The sequence below is a fragment of the Streptomyces muensis genome, assembly GCF_021474425.1.
Lineage (GTDB): Bacteria > Actinomycetota > Actinomycetes > Streptomycetales > Streptomycetaceae > Streptomyces > Streptomyces muensis.
The window spans coordinates 45,082-62,431 of the sequence record NZ_JAKEIP010000005.1; the positions used below are offsets into that span (position 1 = coordinate 45,082).

25 protein-coding genes are annotated in these 17,350 nt (G+C 71.1%); all 25 read left to right on the plus strand.

What is annotated here, in order from left to right:
- Nucleotides 1-249 precede the first annotated feature (249 nt).
- Nucleotides 250-1,560, plus strand: coding sequence for a hypothetical protein (locus L0P92_RS02405; protein WP_234760733.1), 1,311 nt, complete (start codon nucleotides 250-252; stop codon nucleotides 1,558-1,560).
- Nucleotides 1,561-1,583: 23 nt separating this feature from the next.
- The gene (locus tag L0P92_RS02410; RefSeq protein ID WP_234760734.1) at nucleotides 1,584-1,910 is read left to right on the plus strand and encodes a hypothetical protein; all 327 of its coding nucleotides are present in this window, start codon (nucleotides 1,584-1,586) and stop codon (nucleotides 1,908-1,910) included.
- On the plus strand, nucleotides 1,907-2,695 hold the full coding sequence (locus tag L0P92_RS02415; RefSeq protein ID WP_234760735.1) for a DciA family protein: 789 nt from the start codon (nucleotides 1,907-1,909) through the stop codon (nucleotides 2,693-2,695). Before L0P92_RS02410 ends, L0P92_RS02415 begins: the two co-directional genes overlap by 4 nt.
- A 431-nt stretch (nucleotides 2,696-3,126) precedes the next feature.
- Nucleotides 3,127-4,389 (plus strand): ParB/RepB/Spo0J family partition protein, encoded by a 1,263-nt coding sequence (locus L0P92_RS02420; protein WP_234760736.1) that lies wholly within the window; start codon nucleotides 3,127-3,129, stop codon nucleotides 4,387-4,389.
- Between the two features lie 338 nt (nucleotides 4,390-4,727).
- On the plus strand, nucleotides 4,728-5,579 hold the full coding sequence (locus L0P92_RS02425) for a ParA family protein (protein WP_176188032.1): 852 nt from the start codon (nucleotides 4,728-4,730) through the stop codon (nucleotides 5,577-5,579).
- 621 nt (nucleotides 5,580-6,200) lie between these two features.
- Nucleotides 6,201-6,515: a hypothetical protein gene (locus L0P92_RS02430; protein ID WP_176188030.1), complete on the plus strand. Its 315-nt coding sequence runs from the start codon at nucleotides 6,201-6,203 to the stop codon at nucleotides 6,513-6,515.
- 188 nt (nucleotides 6,516-6,703) lie between these two features.
- Nucleotides 6,704-7,276, plus strand: coding sequence for a hypothetical protein (locus L0P92_RS02435; protein ID WP_176188028.1), 573 nt, complete (start codon nucleotides 6,704-6,706; stop codon nucleotides 7,274-7,276).
- A 69-nt stretch (nucleotides 7,277-7,345) separates the two neighbouring features.
- Nucleotides 7,346-7,579 (plus strand): hypothetical protein, encoded by a 234-nt coding sequence (locus tag L0P92_RS02440; protein WP_234760737.1) that lies wholly within the window; start codon nucleotides 7,346-7,348, stop codon nucleotides 7,577-7,579.
- A gap of 190 nt (nucleotides 7,580-7,769) precedes the next feature.
- Nucleotides 7,770-8,153, plus strand: coding sequence for a hypothetical protein (locus L0P92_RS02445; protein ID WP_234760738.1), 384 nt, complete (start codon nucleotides 7,770-7,772; stop codon nucleotides 8,151-8,153).
- 169 nt (nucleotides 8,154-8,322) lie between these two features.
- Complete coding sequence (locus L0P92_RS02450) at nucleotides 8,323-8,739, plus strand: DUF6197 family protein (RefSeq protein WP_234760739.1); 417 nt, start codon at nucleotides 8,323-8,325, stop codon at nucleotides 8,737-8,739.
- Nucleotides 8,740-8,804: 65 nt separating this feature from the next.
- Nucleotides 8,805-9,071, plus strand: a complete 267-nt coding sequence (locus L0P92_RS02455; RefSeq protein WP_176188020.1) for a hypothetical protein — start codon at nucleotides 8,805-8,807, stop codon at nucleotides 9,069-9,071.
- A gap of 20 nt (nucleotides 9,072-9,091) precedes the next feature.
- Nucleotides 9,092-9,337, plus strand: coding sequence for a hypothetical protein (locus L0P92_RS02460; protein WP_234760740.1), 246 nt, complete (start codon nucleotides 9,092-9,094; stop codon nucleotides 9,335-9,337).
- 22 nt (nucleotides 9,338-9,359) lie between these two features.
- Nucleotides 9,360-9,680, plus strand: a complete 321-nt coding sequence (locus L0P92_RS02465) for a hypothetical protein (RefSeq protein WP_176188016.1) — start codon at nucleotides 9,360-9,362, stop codon at nucleotides 9,678-9,680.
- Nucleotides 9,677-10,240 (plus strand): hypothetical protein, encoded by a 564-nt coding sequence (locus L0P92_RS02470; RefSeq protein ID WP_234760741.1) that lies wholly within the window; start codon nucleotides 9,677-9,679, stop codon nucleotides 10,238-10,240. Before L0P92_RS02465 ends, L0P92_RS02470 begins: the two co-directional genes overlap by 4 nt.
- Nucleotides 10,237-11,040 carry a hypothetical protein gene (locus L0P92_RS02475; RefSeq protein ID WP_234760743.1) on the plus strand — a complete coding sequence of 268 codons (804 nt, stop codon included), beginning with the start codon at nucleotides 10,237-10,239 and terminating at the stop codon, nucleotides 11,038-11,040. Before L0P92_RS02470 ends, L0P92_RS02475 begins: the two co-directional genes overlap by 4 nt.
- Nucleotides 11,037-11,297, plus strand: coding sequence for a hypothetical protein (locus tag L0P92_RS02480; RefSeq protein WP_176188010.1), 261 nt, complete (start codon nucleotides 11,037-11,039; stop codon nucleotides 11,295-11,297). The genes L0P92_RS02475 and L0P92_RS02480 overlap by 4 nt, the downstream gene beginning before the upstream one ends.
- The gene (locus L0P92_RS02485) at nucleotides 11,294-11,839 is read left to right on the plus strand and encodes a hypothetical protein (protein ID WP_234760744.1); all 546 of its coding nucleotides are present in this window, start codon (nucleotides 11,294-11,296) and stop codon (nucleotides 11,837-11,839) included. The genes L0P92_RS02480 and L0P92_RS02485 overlap by 4 nt, the downstream gene beginning before the upstream one ends.
- The gene (locus L0P92_RS02490) at nucleotides 11,832-12,314 is read left to right on the plus strand and encodes an ASCH domain-containing protein (RefSeq protein ID WP_234760745.1); all 483 of its coding nucleotides are present in this window, start codon (nucleotides 11,832-11,834) and stop codon (nucleotides 12,312-12,314) included. The genes L0P92_RS02485 and L0P92_RS02490 overlap by 8 nt, the downstream gene beginning before the upstream one ends.
- Nucleotides 12,292-13,500, plus strand: a complete 1,209-nt coding sequence (locus L0P92_RS02495; protein ID WP_234760746.1) for a DUF5131 family protein — start codon at nucleotides 12,292-12,294, stop codon at nucleotides 13,498-13,500. Before L0P92_RS02490 ends, L0P92_RS02495 begins: the two co-directional genes overlap by 23 nt.
- Nucleotides 13,497-13,943, plus strand: a complete 447-nt coding sequence (locus L0P92_RS02500) for a RusA family crossover junction endodeoxyribonuclease (protein ID WP_176188002.1) — start codon at nucleotides 13,497-13,499, stop codon at nucleotides 13,941-13,943. Before L0P92_RS02495 ends, L0P92_RS02500 begins: the two co-directional genes overlap by 4 nt.
- Nucleotides 13,940-14,578, plus strand: a complete 639-nt coding sequence (locus tag L0P92_RS02505; RefSeq protein WP_234760747.1) for a WhiB family transcriptional regulator — start codon at nucleotides 13,940-13,942, stop codon at nucleotides 14,576-14,578. Before L0P92_RS02500 ends, L0P92_RS02505 begins: the two co-directional genes overlap by 4 nt.
- Nucleotides 14,575-15,510: a hypothetical protein gene (locus L0P92_RS02510; protein ID WP_234760748.1), complete on the plus strand. Its 936-nt coding sequence runs from the start codon at nucleotides 14,575-14,577 to the stop codon at nucleotides 15,508-15,510. The genes L0P92_RS02505 and L0P92_RS02510 overlap by 4 nt, the downstream gene beginning before the upstream one ends.
- Before the next feature lie 208 nt (nucleotides 15,511-15,718).
- Complete coding sequence (locus L0P92_RS02515) at nucleotides 15,719-15,979, plus strand: hypothetical protein (protein WP_234760749.1); 261 nt, start codon at nucleotides 15,719-15,721, stop codon at nucleotides 15,977-15,979.
- A gap of 92 nt (nucleotides 15,980-16,071) precedes the next feature.
- Entirely contained in the window at nucleotides 16,072-16,440 is a 369-nt protein-coding gene (locus tag L0P92_RS02520; protein WP_234760750.1) for a hypothetical protein, read from the plus strand.
- A gap of 76 nt (nucleotides 16,441-16,516) precedes the next feature.
- Nucleotides 16,517-17,308: a hypothetical protein gene (locus tag L0P92_RS02525; RefSeq protein WP_234760751.1), complete on the plus strand. Its 792-nt coding sequence runs from the start codon at nucleotides 16,517-16,519 to the stop codon at nucleotides 17,306-17,308.
- Nucleotides 17,309-17,350: the final 42 nt, after the last annotated feature.

A 17,350-nucleotide genomic window follows, 5' to 3' on the forward strand; every position in this document is an offset into this window, starting at 1 on the left:
ACTTCCCACTAGGGCCCGATCGCCCGGTCGCTACTCGGCCGTTCGGGACTTCACCGCCCATCACAGGGGCGGGTTACTGCTCAAACACCCACCTTCAGAAGCACTTCCGAGAGGCCGTTTTCACGCCCCCTTCGTGCTTCGAAAGGCAAATGAGCCCCCAGGAGGGGTCTCGTTTTGCCGCCCTCCGGAGAGGACGACGAGCCCATAATGCAGCACAGCGCTGCCGTTTGTCAGCTCGACCCTGCCCAAATGGGGAGTGTCGAGCCCTTCACCACCCCTGCGGGCGACACATCTGCGCCCAAACCTGACCCCTCCACGCCGTCGGCCGAGGCAGCACGAGACCGCTTCGAGTTGGTCCGCGGCAGCGCCCAGGACGTCATGCACACCGCCTCGCGCCGCTGCGAGCCGCGCGACTGGCTGGTCGCGCTGGACTGGCTGATCTTCGAAGCGAAGCTCCACCCGAAGGCCACCCTCACCACAATGCGCGTGGCGATGGACCTGGCCGCCCGCATGGACTACCGGCGGGGCATCGTCCTGTACGACCTCCTGGGCACCGCGGCCAAGCTGAAGGTGGACAAGTCCACGGTGAAGCGGCACGTGGCGTACCTCCGCGAACTCGGCGCCCTGGTCTGGCTCGAGCACGGTTCCAAGCGCAACCTGCGTCTGCCGGGCCGGAAGTACACCGCCACCGCCACGATCTACGGCGCGACCATCCCGCTCGCGTACGACGCCGCCAAGGGCCACCGGCTACGAGGCACCGGCTACGAGGCGACGGTCATCGGCTTCACGGAGGCCGGCCGGGAGCAGGCTGTGGCGAAGGCGAAGGAGTCGGCTGCGGGGCGCCTTGCGCCCCCTTCTCGTGGTGGTTCCGCCCACGTACCTGCTGATGTTGATGGTGGGAAAGAGAAAGCTACGCGCAGCGCGCGGGCCTCGAGGATCAAGCCGCCGAAGACGAGCACCCTGGGCCACAAGGTGACCGCTGCCCTGTTCCAGGCCGCCGACCGTCTCGCTCGCCGACTGCGCCCGCTGCACAACTGGACCCAGCGAGCCAAGATCAGCGAGTTGTCGTGGGTGCTGGTCGACAAGCTCGCCGAGGGATGCACCGAGCAGCAGGTCGACGTCTGGCTGCGGGACATCTCGCCCTCGGTCGTCGCCGGCCTGGACTGGCGGCCGACCCGGCCCCACACGTACATCGCCAGCTGGCTGCTGCGGGAGCGGGCCGTCCGCGAAGGCGATGCCCAGCTGCAGCAGGACTGGGCCAACGCGGTCGCGCCGAATGCCGACTTCGCCGCGGCGGTGCAGGAGACCCGCGAGCGGCAGGCCGAGGACGACGACTACCCGCAGTGTGCGGGCCTCGAGGACCTCGACGAAGAGACCCGTAAGCGAATGCGGGCCGAGGCGTGGGCCGCCTACAAGTACGACGGCGACCCCGGGCTGGTGCTGACCACGTACGAGTTGGCCGGCCCGCAGGTTGCCGTCGCGCTGTACGGGCCGGAGCTGGTCGACCTGTGCCAGAAGCTCCACTCCAACGCCAACAACCCCCGCATCCGCCTGCACTGACAGCGCGTCAGGAGAGACTCCACATGTCCCGCCACCTCACGGCCAGCTCGATAACGGACCCTGATCTGGACGACCTTCTCGCCGAACTGGGCCGCCTGCGTGCCGCGCTCGCCCTGCACGTCCCCGTCGAAACCGAGGGGCGGACCGTGTGCTCGGCCTGCCGGAGCGAGTGGCGCTGCCCCACCGTGCTGGCCGCAGCCCCGCCGCCGGTGATTGCCCCGCAATCACCTCGAGCCCTGGACGGCGACCCGGAGGCCCGGCCCGGAGTGATTGCGGGGCAATCACCCTCCCCCGCGTCGGCCGCGTCGGCCGAGGTGATTGCGGGGCAATCACTCCCGGAGGCGCGATGACGACGGATGTGCCTCCCGCAAGCGGTGCCGACCTGGCCCGCATTGCCCTGCGCCAGGCGAAGGAGGCGGCCCGCCGGCAGGGGAATCAGCAGGCGCCCAAGCCGAAGCGGACCATACGCCGGCGCCGCTACGACGGACGCGACCCGCTGTCCCTGGGCAGCATCTGGAAGCAGTGGCTCGTCGACAACGGCTGGGAAGAAGCCGCCGACGGCGGCAGCCTCCTCAACCAGTGGCCGTCGATCATCGGCGAGGACCGCGCAGCCCACTGGCACGCCGTGAAGTACGACGAGACGACGAAGACCCTGACCGTCGTGTGCGAGTCGGACTCCTGGGCACGGATGCTGTCACTGGTCTCCCGGCAGCTGTGCGACGACGTGAACCGTGCGCTGAAGCCGGGCACGCTCACCACCATCAAGGTCCGCAAGGGAGTCCACCGGCCAGCGTCCGCACCGGAACCGTCCGCTGCCGAGCCCGCGCCTTCCCCGCCGACCCGCTCCCAGCCGCCCGGGACTCAACCGACGTCCGACTACGCCCAGGTCCGGGAGCGGCTGCGGGAAGAGAAGGCCCAGCGCGACGCGGCCCGCGGCACCCCGTACGTGCCGCTGACCCGGATGCGGATCCAGGCGGACCCGGACGACCACGTCGAGGCGCAGTACCTGCAGCAGAGCCTCGAGGAGGACAGGGCGCGCAAGGCCGACACCCACGCCCGGGCCCTGCGAGAGGCCCGGCGGCAGAAGGCCGCCGCAGCCCGTGCTTCCACACCCAGCGACCCCGCGCCTTCATGACGCGGGCCGAGAGAGAAGGACCCCCGAGTGCAGAACGCGCCGTCGCATGACCCCCGCCGTCCCGGTGCAGTGATTGCCCCGCAATCACCCCGGCCGCGCGACACCTACCCCCGGCCGGCCATCCCGGAGCAGATATTCCAGGAGCCGGTCTACCTCGTCGCGGTGTCTGCGCCCCAACGCACCGCTGCAGAGGGCATACTGAGCGCGGACGAGCCAGCCGAGGCCGCCGATCTCGCTCCGCAGTGATTGCCCCGCAATCACCTTGCGCCGTCCACGACTTCCCGCCGGACCCACCGCCGCAGGGTGCATTTCTGCTCATCTCGGACACAGTGCGCGCCCGTATCGGACGCCACCCCTCCGGCCGCCCCGTGCCGACGGATAAGCTCGCGGCTGAGACCCACTACATCAGCACCACCTCCCCCGGAGACCCGATGGCCGGAATGCCAAACAACGTCAGTCTCGGTACCCACCGAGCGGCAGCAGAACAACAGCGCCTGTTCAACAAGGGGACGTCTGAACTTCCCGTTGAGGACCTGCTGCCCAGCCCAGAGAACGGCCGCAAGCGGCTCCGTAACGTCGAGGGGCTTGCCGACTCCTACGACGAAGACGGAGTCGTCCAGGCGCTGACCGTCGTCACTGCCGAGGCGTACGTCAAGCACTATCCGAAGCACCGCGAGTACGTCGCGAAGTCCGGCAAGCCCTTCGTCGTTCTGCACGGCCACCGCCGACTGGCCGCCGCGAAACTGCGGGGGCTGGAGAAGGTGCCGGTCTTCATCCGCAAGACCGTGTCGGAGAACGGCTCGCTGCGGATCGCCGCGATGAAGGAGAACGAGCAGCGGCTGGGACTGGACCCCATTGAGCAGGGTGCCGACTACCAGGCTGCGCTCGACGAGCTGGGCATCTCTCAGCGGGAGCTCGCGAAGCGCCTCGGGAAGGGGACGTCGCAGACGGCCATCTCCCACAAGATCAAGCTCCTGAGCCTCATCGAGCCGCTGCAGCAGGCGGTCATCGACCACTGGTGCAGGCAGCGGGGCCTCGAGTTCGAGTTCGGCGGGGAGCGGCTGCTGCCCATCAAGGAGGCCGCCACCGTTCTCGCCGGCCTGCGCGAGGACCTCCAGCAAGCGTACGTCGACGGCACGCTGTCCTTCGCCGACGCCGAGGTCATCGTCAAGAGCAAGGTGCCGCTGGAGCAGCAGCACCTTCCGTCCGAGCAGACCAAGGAGCCGGAGTCCGGCACCAACCAGCAGGAGACCGGGGCCGGCGAGAACGGCTCCGCGCAGCAGTCCCAGCCGGAGACCACTGGGGACGGCGGCACCGGCCAGCAGCAGGAGTCCGGCAACGGCGCTGAAGGCGGCGGGGAGAACAAGCCCGCGGGCACCGAGCAGAACACGTTCCCCTCCCAGCGGAACACCGAGACAGGGGAGGGCGAGCAGACCGGGGATGCCTCCGAGAAGCCCGAGACGGGAACCGGGGAGCCGCCGCAGAACCTGCCGGAGGCCACCACCACCGGCTCCAACGGGGGTGCGCAGTCGCCCGTCGGCACGGAGACTCAGCAGCCTGCGGGGACGGTTGCCACGGTCTCGGACCGGGGCGTCATCGCCGTGACCACGGTGAAGGACATCTACACCGGTCTCAAGGAGCGCCTCTCCCCTGCCGAGTTCGAGGAGCTGCAGGAGCTCATCCTGAGCGACTGAAGCGCCGCCGCTTTCCACGAGTCGCCTCGTCGAGTGATTTCTCGGCGGGGCGACTGGCGTTTTTCCTGCCTGGCGCGATAACGTGCGCCCCAGCATTCCCCTTCCTACCGTGCCTGCCACGCTCTCACCGCGTCGGCCCCGCGCACGCGGGTGATTGCGGGGCAATCACTTCACTCCCCCGATGTTCCGTCAGCGGACCTGACGGCTCAGGCGGACGACACGGCAGGAACTCGTACTCACTCAGCCCTTCACACGCCGGCACGATGCCTCCTGGTGCTCCGCCACTCCCCCGCCAGGATCCCGTGCGTGATTGCGGGGCAATCACTGTGGAGATCTCCATGACCGTCCAGGCAGAACGCGTTCCCCGGATCATCTCGATGACCAACCAGGTCGGGGGGTCCGGCAAGAGCACCTCAGGCGTGAACCTCGGCGCGCAGCTGGCCGAGTTCGGCTGGAAGGTTCTGGTCGTCGACGGCGATGACCAGTGCGACGCGTCGTACCAGCTCGGCTACGCCTTCCCCGACCAGCTCGAGGACCAGAAGACCATCTACGACTGCCTCACCGACAAGAGCGTGAAGCTCTCGGAGGCGATCGTGCCGGCCCTCGCCGGCCCGCTCGGCGGGCCCGACACGAAGGTCATCGACAACCTGTATCTGGTGCTCGGATCGCACGAGATGGAGAACGCCGAGCAGCACCTGACGACGGCCATGGCCCGCGAGCTGTGGCTGAAGAACCTGCTCGCCCCCATCAAGGGCGACTACGACGTCATCATCATCGACTGCCCCGGGAACCTCGGCCTGGTCGTGATCGGCGCCATCCTGGCCAGTGACGAGATCGTCGCGTGCATCAAGCCCGGCCTGAAGGAACTCCGCGGCCTCACCCGCATCGAGCAGAAGATCGAGCTGGTGAAGGAGACCTGGGGCGAGTACGGAGCCCACGCCGAGTTGGTCGGCGTGCTCCTGGTGGACGTTCCCACCACCCGCTCCCAGGGAGCCGTCTGGGACGACGGCAAGAAGATGGTGGAGGAGGCATACGGGGACCTGGTCCTGCCGGGCATCCGCCGCTCGACGAAGATCCCGGAGTCGTACGCCCACCAGAAGCCGCTGCTCTACTTCGACCGCGCCGGCGAGGCCACCGCCGACTACCTCTCGGTGGCCAAGGGCCTGGGATTCAAGCGGATCTCGAAGTAGGCGGGTGATTGCGGGGCAATCACCCGCGGGGGAGAGGGGTGAACGCCGCCTGCAGGACGAGGAAGTGATTGCCCCGCAATCACGCACGCGCCACGGCCCGGCCGTTTCGGCGGCCGGGCCGTGGCGCAGTCCGCGGCAAGGGCGGGGAGTTCGGTGATTGCGGGGCAATCACTCCGGCGGCCGGGGGAGAGGCCGGGCGGCGTGTTCGCCGTGTTTCCCCACTCTCAACCATCACAAAACCAAAGATCAGTGTTGGTTGGAACCAACGCGCGATACACTCCCCGTGTCACCGGGGGGTGTGCGCACCTCCCTGGTGGGTCTCTGGCGCCCCTTCGTACGGCGGTGCGTGTTCTTTGTCGGCAACATCGGACGCGGCAGCTCACGTACGTGGGGGCGCCCCCACATATCTGCCGGAGAGCGTCACGAGGTCCTTGCCCCGAACATCACTTTGTTGACAAGTTGACCCTGCCCCCTGGTGCATCCAGGTGGATCTTGACACTCTGGCTCGGCACGGAGGCCACCGGCGGCCGAACCGTGTGAACCCGAAGAAGCCTGCCGGAAGAAGGTGGAGTAATGGGCCCCAGCCTGGCCGCGCGAGACGAACCTGGCAAGGAGCACGGCGTGATCCGCCAGCCTTCCCCGGAGGCAGCCGTGATCCCGCTCCGGCCGGTGGCGAGCGCCGGTGGCGACGGTCGTCCCACCGACCTCCAGGTCGCTGCCTGGTGGGAGAAGATCTTCGGGGACATGGGTCGCACCCTGACCGACCCGGCCACGGCCGAGGCGCACCGCATCACGGCGGCTGGATTCGGCCTGCTGATAGACGGGGCCCGCGCCGCCGGGGTGTTGAGCGATTCGCAGGCGACCTATCTGTCGGGGCTTGCGGTTGAGGCGGTCCGTGCACCGGACTTCGTGGGGGACTCCCCGTCAGGTCGATGAGGCCACGTCTTGTCCCCGTTCTGTAACAGTGCAGGCCAGTGCTGAATACGCGCAGGTAATTTCTTACCGAACGCATGTGCCCGTGACATGATGGCTGCTTAGAGAACGCTTACAGATCATTGCGTAGCTCCGCCCTGCCGCGTCCCTCTGCACGCCCCGGGGCCGGGCGCTCCATGGGGGTGGGGAACATGATCGGGCCAGCGGCTGCGCGGCCGGAAACCGGGGTTCAGGAGCCAGCGGACCTTCTCGACGAACTGGACAGCGCCGACTGGAAGCGCGCGGGTTCGACCGCCGCCGGACCGAGTCTCGGCCGCTCAGCCACCCGGGTCCACAGCAACGCCCCAGCCAACACCCTGGTGTTGGACCACTTGGCCGCCTGTGACGGCGAGGTCGCCGACTTCATCGCAGCGGCCCGCCAAGCCCCCGCGCAGCCCGTCGATCCCGGACAGCCCAGCCGCGCCGCCGCGTACGAGCGGGCCCGGGTCCAGGCCGAAGACCTCGGCATCGACTGGCAGGAGTACCTGGTCGCGATGGAGTGGCGGCACGCCGTTTCCTCGGCGCTGCTGATGGGGGACACCGAGGTCATCCGGCGCGAGCCCTGCCCGGCCTGCCGCACCTGGGGGCTGATCTGGGTGGTCACGCACAAGGCCGCCATGTGCGTCAACCGTTACTGCGCCGATCGGGGGCAGCCGCGGATGTGGACGCTGGCCCAGCTCGCTGCCGAGCGCGCGAGCCGGCGCGTCCAGCGGATCGCCAGCTAGCACCCAGCCGATGCCCCTTACGCGGCCCGCCAGCCCGGGCGGGCCGCGGACTTGATGACGGGTTATGTAATGCAGTCCTCCCAGCCCCCCACCCCTCCGCCGGACGACCTCGTCGACTTCTTCACCGCCGCCGCGTTCTTCCAGCCGACCGGTCATCCCGTCTCGCACTCCACGCTCAGGCGCGACGCGGAGGCCGCCGGCGTGAGGATCTGGAAGCGAGGCCGCCGGCACCTCGTGTCCCTGTCCGACATGCTCATCCTGCACGGCGAGCGCCAGGACGAGAACGCGGAGGCGGACAGCTAGCCGGTCCAACCCGCCCTCCTGGCCCGCTTCCTGACGTCTCGCAGGCTTGCCGCCGCCCGACCGCCCCCTCCGGAGTCCCGGAGGGGGTTTCTTCATGCACACCCAATCCAAACCCCTTGCTTACGTATTGGGTTTCCCGTAGTGTCTGGAGCGCCGACAGAGAACACCCCCGCTACGGATCGAGGATTCGATGGCTGTCATAGCCCCCGAACGCACGATCGGGCTGCCCGCCGAGCGCAACCTGGCCGAGCTCAGCAAGGACGACCAGGACCTGCACTGGGCCCTGATGGCACTCCTCGGCTACGAGGGCGGCGCCGCCACCGTCGACGGCGGCCTCAGCGACAAGGTCGAGCGGCTGGCGATCGCGCAGCAGGCGGCACAGAACGCCCGGATCAGCCTCCCCGCGACGGCCGAGATCGCCGAGTGCAACGAATGCGGCCTGATCTTCAACGCGGACCACGCGAAGGAGGTCGAGGGCCTCACGCTCTGCGGCGAGCACGCCCACGCCTGGTCCCTGGCCAACGACGAGAACTACGGCCGCGACGACACCACCTTCGAGTCCCGCTGGGACTAGCGGCCCACCCAAACTCCGGCTCGGCCCCGCCCGGTTGAGCCTCCACCCCCCGGGGGGATCCCGGGGGCCGAGCCGGACCCTCCAGGCCGGACGCGCGGCGGCACCCACCCGCGCGTCCGGCCGCACCAACCGCGAACGTCCGCCCCACCACGGCTGGAGAGGCCCCGCCATGAAGACCGCCGACCACCTGCGCCGCGCCGTCGAACTGATCGAGAAATACGGCCTGTACACCGGCGACGACAGCTACGTAGGCCCGGACGGCTCCCTCGACCTCTGCGCCGCGCTGTACCAGGGCGCCACCTGCGTACTGCCGGAGGTCTTCCGCACCGACACCGTCGCCGCCACCGAGGCCATCAAGAGCAGCGCCTGGGCGATGGCCGCGATCCGCGCCGTGTACGACGCCCTCGGCCCCGAGGTGACCATGCCGGAGACGGACGGCCCCGACGAGGTCATCGACCGCGTCTCCCACTGGGCCGCGACCGCCCCGTTCCGGCAGGCGCAGCCGCCCACCCGCACCCAGGTGATGGGCCGCCTGCTGCGTACCGCCGAGGCCCTCGACCCGCAGGCCGCCACGGCCGCCGCCTGACCGGACGCCCGGGTCGGCGGCCGAGCGGCGGCCGACCCGAGCACCGGCGGACAGGAGACCCCGCCATGCTCACCGCCCGACGCACCACCCCCGGCACCTGCCGGACCGTCATGTCCCTGTACCTGGCCGCCCTCGACCACACCAAGCCCGTCGACCAGGCCACCGCGCTCCAGGCCGCCCGCCACACGGAGCTGCAGCTCGCCTCCCTCGACCGCGAGGTCGCCGCCGTGTACATCGCCGACGCCGCCTCGACCCTGCGCACCGACCCGGACCTGCACCGCGCGCGCCTCGCCTGGGCGCGCGGACTGGCCAACCACACCGTCCGCCCCTGAAGCCGACACAGGAGCCCGCCATGAGCACCCCGACCGTGAACACCACCACCACCGCCCCGGCCGCCGTCGACGCGCTGCCGCCGTACGTCTCGGGCCTGGAGGCCGGCCGCGACGACGCCGCGAACACCGCGGCGGACGTCGTCGCCGTCCGCCTGGCCTGGATCACGGAGTTCGCCGACGCCGAGTACGCCGACGGCTACCGCGCCGGCCTGGACTTCGACCGCCGTGTGGAGACCGCCTTCCGTACCCGCCGCGGCCGGGCCTGACCGCCGAGGAGATCACCGCCCCATGTACACGCGCCTGCTCCGCCGCCTGCAGCACCAACTGCAGCGCCTCGCCGACCGGCTGCTGATGCCGAAGCCGAGCCAGCCCGCCCCGGTCTATGTCCGCCTGCACGACGACACGGCCATCGACGCCGAGACGGTCCCGGACTGGGACGGCAACTACCTCGGCCGGCTGACTTTCGGTGGCGTCGTCCTCGAGGGCGACGCCACCGAACTCGCCCGCCTGGCCCAGGAACTGCACATCGCCTCCGAGGTGGCCGCCGCGGCCAAGGTCATCGACGCCGGCCGCTCCGGCACCCTGAGCCCGAGCGGGGGAGAGGGATGAACGGCACCATCTCCGTGACCGCGCTCGACCCCGACCGGGACGAGCACTACGAGGTCGACACCCGGCCCGGCCAGCACGGCATGTACCAGGGCGTCGTCACCGGTCCGTTCGGCGCCATCGAGGGCGACCCATACGCGCTTCAGGAGCTCGGCCTGGCGCTGCTGACCGCCGCCGCGAGCGCGGATTTCGCCGCCCGCCTGCGCGTGGACCAGGCCGGCCCGCTCAACCCGCTCGAGGCCCCCACGCCCGACCTGTCCGAGCAGAGCCCCGGCCAGGCCGCCGCATACGAGGCGTGGACCAACACCACGCTCGTCTGGGGCACGGCCGGCAACGACAACGTGCCCGTCGAGCCGGGCGACTGGACCGGCGACGAGGACGGCAACGCCATCGCGCTCGTCGACGACTTCACCGACCTGCACTTCACCGACGGCTGCCTGCACGCCCGCAGCCGCTGCCGCCACGACCACATCCACACCAAGCCCCTCAAGCACCCCGACGACCTGGCGGCGGTGCGCCGCGAGGCCGAGGAGTGCACCGGAGACGAGGACCTCACCGCATGACCGAGAACTCCCGGACCTACCCCGCCCGGCACGCCGCCTACCTCACCGAGGTCGACGCCCGGCAGGCCGCCGCCACCGACGGCGACTGGGGTGTCTACGACCAGGGCACGATGGTCGAGGTGGTCGCCGGCCTGCAGGAGACCGACACCGGCTACCGGTGCCGCCGTCAGATCGCCCGCCTCGACGAGGAACCGATCGACAACATCGACGACCACGACGACTGGACCGAGGAGCAGGACTACGCGCAGCTCCTGTCCGACGGCACGTTCATGGCGCACTCCCGCACCGACGTCCCCCGCCTGCTCGACATCGTCGCCGAGCAGCACCAGCGCGCCGAGACCGCCGAGCAGACGCTGGACGCCGTCGGCGAGGTGATCGCCCCGGCCGGGCAGCCGCGCCGGGTCCCCACCGACCCGGACGCCCCCCTCGCCGAGTCGATCGCCTGGCTCGCCGACCGCGCCGAGGAGCTGGACGCCCGGCTGCAGCTGGTGCGCGAGTTCCGGATCCCGGTGAAGAACCGGCTCGGCGGGTACGCCGAGGTGACCGTCGAACGCGGCCCGGGCCCGTACGACGACCGCTGGGCCATCACCGACGGCGCCTTCACCGGCAAGCGGGCCTGGCACAAAGGCGACTGGCACTACATCAGCGACCTCGGCGCCGCCGCGGCGTACGCGCACACCATGGACGCCGCGCTCACCCTTGGCGAAGAGGTCGCCGGCCTCGAGGGGATCCGCCTCGACAAGGAGATCGAGGCGCTGCAGAACAGCCAGAGCCCTCAGCGGCCGGGCGGTGAGCAGTGACCAGCGCGACCAGCACCGCCACTGGGAGCGATCACTGGGTGCGCTTCGACCCCCAGGGCTGCGCCCAGAGTTCCTCCTACGTCGACGAGATCGGCCCGCTCGCCGAGGACGCCCACAAGCAGTTCGTCCCCAAGGTCGCCGACCGGCGCCGGGAAGCGGCCGAAGGATGGACCATGGAGCGCCTGACGAAGCAGGAGTGGCGCGAGCGTGCCCTGCCCTGCTTCCAGGGCACGTGCACCCACGGGAAGCGATCGTGACGGCCGCGACCGTCGCCGTCACCCTGCCGTGCACGGACCGACTCGACGTGTGGGACGCCCTGTTCGAGGACGAGGGGTCCGAAGCCCAGGCCGCCGCCCGCCGTACGGCAGTCACGCTGTGCGCGGGCTGCCCTCAACCGTGCCCCGAGCAGGTCACCGAGGCCAGCGCCCCGCGGAAGGTGACCGAACTGGCGGAGGACTGGCTGCCCCCCTCCCGCGAGGGCCGCAGCCTGTACACCGGCAAGGAGAAGTGGCACGGCACCGCCGCCGGGGTCCCGACGCACGGCTGCTACTGCCACCGCTGCGTCACGGCGTACGAGGCCCACCGCGATCGCCACGCGCAGCGCGCCAAGGGCCAAGCCCTGAGCGTCGGACGCTCGTACGTGCCGGTCGCCGACCGGGTGCGGGTCTGGGCGACCGAAGCGGTCGCGCTCGCCCACCTCGGCCTCACCCCGGCGCAGATCGGCACCCGGCTGTACGTCACCGAGGACACCGCCGAGCAGCTGCTCGCCTACGCAGCCAGGGAGTTCACCCATGCCTGAACTCGCCCCGGCCGTACGCGGCCTGACGGTAAAACAGCCCTGGCCCTGGGCGCTGCTGCAGCCAGGCGGCAAGAACATCGAGAACCGGACCTGGCCCATCCCGCCCGCCCTGCTCGGCGCCACGGTGCTGCTGCACGCCGGCCAGAAGGTCGACCGCGACGCCCTGAGCGATCCGCGGATCACCGCGCTTCCCGACGTACCCGACCTCGACGACTTCGTCACTGGCGCGATCGTCGCGCACGGACGGCTGGCCGAATGCCACGAGGAGAAGGGCGGCTGCTGCGCCCCCTGGGGTGACCCCACGGTCCTGGACCCGATCTTCCACTGGCAGATCGCCGACCTGCGCGCCATCGAGCCGATCCCCTACACCGGCTCGCTCAGCCTGTGGCACCCGCGGCCTGACCTCGACCTCTCGTTCCTGAGCCACACACTCCCCAAGGAGGAGGACAGCCGTGTCGACGAACACCGCCATTGAGTGGGCGAACAAGACGTGGGGGCCCATCATCGGCTGCACCCGAGTCTCGTCCGGCTGCGACGGCTGTTACGCGATCCGTACCGCGAACATCCGGACCTACAACCCCAACCCGAAGATCGCAGCGGCGTACGCCGGAACCGTCCACACGACCGATGGGCGCCTCGACTGGACCGGCCAGGTCAACCTGGTGGAGGACCGTCTCACCGATCCGCTGAGGTGGCGCAAGCCGCTGCGGGTGTTCGTCAACTCGCAGAGCGACCTGTTCCACGAGCAGGTTCCCGAGGAGTTCATCGCCCGCATCTTCGCGGTCATCGCCGTGACGCCCCGGCACACGTACCAGGTCCTCACCAAGCGGCACGGCCGGATGCGGTCCCTGCTCGGCAAGCGCGAGTTCTGGCAGGAAGTCGGGCGGCACGCACGCCAGGACGCCTACCGGCACCGCGGCGCCGAGGAGTGGATCGAGGAAGGCGTCAGCGTCTGCGACCCCGCCAGCTTCGACCAGCTCCGGCAGCTGCCCAACCTCTGGCTCGGCGTGTCCGTGGAAGATCAGAAGACGGCCGACATGCGGATCCCCGCCCTCCTCGAGACCCCGGCCGCCGTACGGTGGATCAGCGCCGAACCGCTGCTCGGCCCGATCGACCTCTGCGGCCCTGTGCACCCGGACGGCGGGCGCAGGAAGCTGACCTACTGGCTCGACGGACGCCCTGGCCTGGGCGAGGGGTACACCACGGGCACCGGCCTGGTGATGCACCCGCTCGTCACCGGCCCCCGGCTCGACTGGGTGGTCGCCGGCGGCGAGTCCGGCCCGGGCGCCCGCCCGGCGCACCCCGACTGGTTCCGCCTCCTGCGCGACCAGTGCGCCCACTCCGGGGTGCGCTACTGGTTCAAACAGTGGGGACAGTGGGGCCTCGAGGCGCCGCTGGACGGCGAGGGCCGGATCGTGCGCGGCGCCCGCGGCCAGGGCGTGACCCTCGCCAACGACGGCACGGTGTACGCCCCCGGCGACCTGGCCTACCCCGACGGCCCCCGCTACGGCGAAGCCATCCGGGCCGGGCACCAGCGGGCCAACCTCACCCAGCTCTACAGCATCGGCAAGAAGGCGGCGGGCCACGAACTCGACGGCCGCGTCCACCAGGAGTTCCCCGAGGCGCGTCCGGCGGCTGCCCGAGCGGAGGCGGGCCGATGACCGTGACGGAACTGACTCCCGGTCCTGCGCGCACCTGGCGCATCGAACTGCCCACCGGGCTCACCCTGATGACCAGCAACGAGCGGCTGCACCACCTACAGCGCTCGGATCGGACCCGCGCCCTGCGGCAGGCCGCCCGCATCGCGGCCCAGGTCGCCCGCGTGCCGCACCTCGAGCGCGCCTACGTCACCTGCTACCTGCGGGCGAAGGACCGGCGCCGCCGCGACCCGGGCAACTGGTACCCCTCGGCGAAGGCTGCGCTCGACGGAGTCGTCGACGCCGGCGTGCTCACCGACGACGACGCCACCCGCGTCATCGGCCCCGACATGCGCCTCGGCGAGGTCCTCAAGACCGGCCCCCAACTCGTCCTCGTGGTCACGGACCTTACCCAGATGGCCCCCGACCACCTCACCCTTCTCGACCCCCTGGGAGCAGCAGCATGACCCCCGCCGCCGTCCTCGCCGGCCGCCCCGCCGCGGCCAAGGGCAGCCACTGGGCGCAGCGCAGCGCCTGCCACACCACCAACGCCGACGACTTCTTCGAGCCCGGCCCGGCGGCGCAGGCCCGCGCCCGCGAGATCTGCCTGACCTGCCCGGTCCGCGTCGCGTGCCTCACCGACCGTGCCGCGGGCGGCATCGCCGAGACGGAGGGCATGGTCGGCGGCCTGGACCAGGCCCAGCGACGCGTGCTGAAGGTCGCCGAACTCATCGGTGAGCGCCCCGACTTGGAGCGCGCCGAGCAGCTCCTCTCGCCGAGCTGGCGCTACCGGCTGCACAAGCTGCGCAACGGCGGTCACGCGCCGCGGCGGATGGCGGAGATCCTCACCGGCGAGGGCCTGACGGTGGACGCGATCACGGTGCGGGTCGCGCTGTGGTGGGTCGGGGGCAGCGGCAAGGCCCTGGCCCGGCGCGCCTCCCGGGACCGGCGCCCGCTGTGGCAGCGGCTGCGCGACGACCACGCCGACGAGATCCTGCGGCTACGCGGAAGCGGCGCCCGGCACATCGACGTCGCGGAGTACCTCGGCGTCCACGTCGGCACGTCCACGCGCGCTGTGCAGTCGCTGGAGGTGGCTGCGTGAGCACGGCGACTCCCACCCGCGGGCCGGCCGAGCGGGCGGCACACGCCCGCTGGGCCGCCCGGCGGCGGCGCCTGATCGCCTACGGGCAGTGGGACCCGTTCATGCCCGCCGAGCCGGTCCGCGCACACCTGCGGGCGCTGGCCGAACTGGGCATGACGATCAAGGGCGTTGAACAGGCCCTGGGTCTTCAGCCCCAGGCGCTGCGCCACGTGACGGCCGGTACCTACGGCTACGGGCCGGGGGAGAAGGTCACCCGGGAGATCGGTGAGGCGGTCCTGGGGTTCTGGCCGAAGCTGGAGGACTTCCCCGACAGCGCCACCGTTGACCCGACCGGGACGCGGCGTCGTGTCGAGGCGCTCGCGGTCGGCGGATGGTCGCGGGCGATGCTGGCCGAGCGGGCCGGACGACCGTACTGCTCCTTCAGGAATTCGCTGAACTTCGCACGGACCTCGGTGCCGCTGGCGAAGACGGTGGTGCAGCTGTACGACGAGCTGTGGAACGAGCGTCCCGAGGACCACGGCATCCGGGCCTGGGTTGCCGAGCGGGTCCGCCGAACGGCACAGGCCGCTGGCTTTCACGGGCCGCTCGCCTGGGACGACGACCTCATCGACAACCCTTCCGCGCTGCCGCAGACCGATGCGCGGGTGTCGCTGCTCGGGCAGGGGGAGAACCTCGCGGACCGGTTCCTGCTGGGGGAGTCGGTCATCCTGGACGCCGCGTCCCGCCGGGAGGTCCTCGTCCACCTCATGGAGTGGACGGACCTGACGGTCGCGCAGGTGGCAGAGCGCCTCGAGACGACGGAGGCCGCGGTCTCCCGAGCCTGGGAGCGGGCCAAAGCCAAGGAACGGGAGGCGGGCCGCACCCCGCCGTGGCGGCGGGTGTACATCTCGCCCAGCGAACTCCTGCGGGACCAGGCGGCGAACGCCGCGTGAGGCGGCGACGGCCGTCTGTCGGGACAGGGCGCCGGGGCCCACCCCGGTGGCCGGCCTCCCGCGACAGCAAGCTTCTGACCAGGGCGGTCTCCCCGCGGAGGCCGCCCTTTTGCATGCCCCGAAACCCTTGGATCTATTGCTTACGTATTGGGTTTCGCGTAGTGTCTGGGGTGCCGACAAAGACACGCGAAACACCCAAGGAGCTGGCATGCAGCACGAGATGCGCCTGATCGACACCAACGGCTACACGGTCCCCGGCGCGGTCCGCTACGGCGTACCGACCGACCAGGTCGCCTCCGTAGAGGCCGAGCTGAAGGCCCTGGCCGAGCCCGACGCCCACCAGGGCCGGGAGCTGCACCTCGCGCACGCGGCCAGCCTCACCGGGGTCAGCGCATCCAACCAGCGCGCGGCGGCCAGCCAGGTCCGCGCCAACCGCTACGAGGTGCGGATCACCCCGCCGGTCGCCTGACCGGCCCGGCCGGGGCCCACGGGCCCCGGCCACCGTACCGCCAGCCACGTCGGCACCCGCTTCACCTTCAACCCCGAGAGACGGAGACCCACATGACGGCACTGCGCACCGCCCGCGACGTCTACCCCAAGGGCACCTCGCGCCAGGTCTGCATCGCCCACAACCGCCTGATCAAGGCCATCGAGATGGCCATGGCCCTCTACGTCGAGTTCGGCGACCAGGCCACCCCCGCCATGATCGAGCGGCTCACCGCCGAGGACTTCACGCGCGCCGCCCGCACCGCCGGGGTGAACCCGCCCAACAGCGACGACACCCGCGACCAGGTCCGCCTCCTGCTGAAGGTCTTCGTCGCCCTCGGCACCACGGACGGCCCCGCCGACGCCGAGGTCGTCAGGGCCCTCCTCAACGGCCCCGGTCGCACCGAGGGCGGCCGGATCGCCCTCCTGGTCCCCATCAGCTGACGGGACGTCCGCCTTCCCCTGGGGCCGGGCCGCATCCGGCCCGGCCCCAGGCCGACCCGAAGGACCCTCTCTCCCGATGTCGATCGACCGGCTCCTGCTCACCACCGACGCCCTCGAGCCCGGGATGCGCGTCGTCTACACCGACCACGCCGGGATTCCGCTGCAGCTCACCGTCGCCGAAGTCCTCCTCGACAAGGACGTCTTCACCACCCGCGCCACCCGCTCCGTACCCGCGCTCGAGATCCCGCTCGACGACGTACGGGCCGGACGCCTCACCCGACGCCCCACCCGCACCCACACCCCGCGCATCGCCTCGGCCGACCCGGACGATCCAGCCCAGCCCGGCACCTGGTTCGTCGCCTGGTGCGCGAAGTGCGGGTGGCAGACCGTCGCCCTGGCCGTCGAGGCCGCCGCGCGCTACCAGTTCCGCCGCTTCCACCCACCACACGTCCGAAAGGCTCCGCCCATGCCTCTGCCGACCGCTGCCACGCTGCTCACCGGCCTCGCCGCCAACGCGCTGTTGGAGTTCGAAGCCGAAGTCGACCCCGCGACGCTCGAGGCGGTCACCACGCACGAGGGAGCCCGCATCACCTTCGCCTCGAGCGGCGACCCGGCCACCGACCGGGGCCTGGTCGAGCAGATCAACGGCGAGCTGTGCCTCAGCCGGGATCCCAGACTCGACAACCTGGCGGTGGTCGTCCGCCCCAGCGACGACGACGCCACCCTGGCCGCCGCCGCCAACTCCCTGCGCCACCTCGCCACCCTCCTGGACCGAGCCGCCGCGCCCACCGACCAGGACCCGCCCGCGCAGATGGACCGGGCCACCGCGCTGCGCTTCGCCGAGAACGTCCTCAGCAGCGTCGGCTGAACCACCCCGCCCGACCGCTCCGGCCCGGCTCACCCGGGCCGG

Coding starts and splice junctions, on each gene's coding strand:
- L0P92_RS02405 (WP_234760733.1), top strand. CDS start 250: ATGGGGAGTGTCGAGCCCTTCACCACCCCTGCGGGCGACACATCTGCG.
- L0P92_RS02410 (WP_234760734.1), top strand. CDS start 1,584: ATGTCCCGCCACCTCACGGCCAGCTCGATAACGGACCCTGATCTGGAC.
- L0P92_RS02415 (WP_234760735.1), top strand. CDS start 1,907: ATGACGACGGATGTGCCTCCCGCAAGCGGTGCCGACCTGGCCCGCATT.
- L0P92_RS02420 (WP_234760736.1), top strand. CDS start 3,127: ATGGCCGGAATGCCAAACAACGTCAGTCTCGGTACCCACCGAGCGGCA.
- L0P92_RS02425 (WP_176188032.1), top strand. CDS start 4,728: ATGACCGTCCAGGCAGAACGCGTTCCCCGGATCATCTCGATGACCAAC.
- L0P92_RS02435 (WP_176188028.1), top strand. CDS start 6,704: ATGATCGGGCCAGCGGCTGCGCGGCCGGAAACCGGGGTTCAGGAGCCA.
- L0P92_RS02440 (WP_234760737.1), top strand. CDS start 7,346: ATGCAGTCCTCCCAGCCCCCCACCCCTCCGCCGGACGACCTCGTCGAC.
- L0P92_RS02445 (WP_234760738.1), top strand. CDS start 7,770: ATGGCTGTCATAGCCCCCGAACGCACGATCGGGCTGCCCGCCGAGCGC.
- L0P92_RS02450 (WP_234760739.1), top strand. CDS start 8,323: ATGAAGACCGCCGACCACCTGCGCCGCGCCGTCGAACTGATCGAGAAA.
- L0P92_RS02455 (WP_176188020.1), top strand. CDS start 8,805: ATGCTCACCGCCCGACGCACCACCCCCGGCACCTGCCGGACCGTCATG.
- L0P92_RS02460 (WP_234760740.1), top strand. CDS start 9,092: ATGAGCACCCCGACCGTGAACACCACCACCACCGCCCCGGCCGCCGTC.
- L0P92_RS02465 (WP_176188016.1), top strand. CDS start 9,360: ATGTACACGCGCCTGCTCCGCCGCCTGCAGCACCAACTGCAGCGCCTC.
- L0P92_RS02470 (WP_234760741.1), top strand. CDS start 9,677: ATGAACGGCACCATCTCCGTGACCGCGCTCGACCCCGACCGGGACGAG.
- L0P92_RS02475 (WP_234760743.1), top strand. CDS start 10,237: ATGACCGAGAACTCCCGGACCTACCCCGCCCGGCACGCCGCCTACCTC.
- L0P92_RS02490 (WP_234760745.1), top strand. CDS start 11,832: ATGCCTGAACTCGCCCCGGCCGTACGCGGCCTGACGGTAAAACAGCCC.
- L0P92_RS02500 (WP_176188002.1), top strand. CDS start 13,497: ATGACCGTGACGGAACTGACTCCCGGTCCTGCGCGCACCTGGCGCATC.
- L0P92_RS02505 (WP_234760747.1), top strand. CDS start 13,940: ATGACCCCCGCCGCCGTCCTCGCCGGCCGCCCCGCCGCGGCCAAGGGC.
- L0P92_RS02515 (WP_234760749.1), top strand. CDS start 15,719: ATGCAGCACGAGATGCGCCTGATCGACACCAACGGCTACACGGTCCCC.
- L0P92_RS02520 (WP_234760750.1), top strand. CDS start 16,072: ATGACGGCACTGCGCACCGCCCGCGACGTCTACCCCAAGGGCACCTCG.
- L0P92_RS02525 (WP_234760751.1), top strand. CDS start 16,517: ATGTCGATCGACCGGCTCCTGCTCACCACCGACGCCCTCGAGCCCGGG.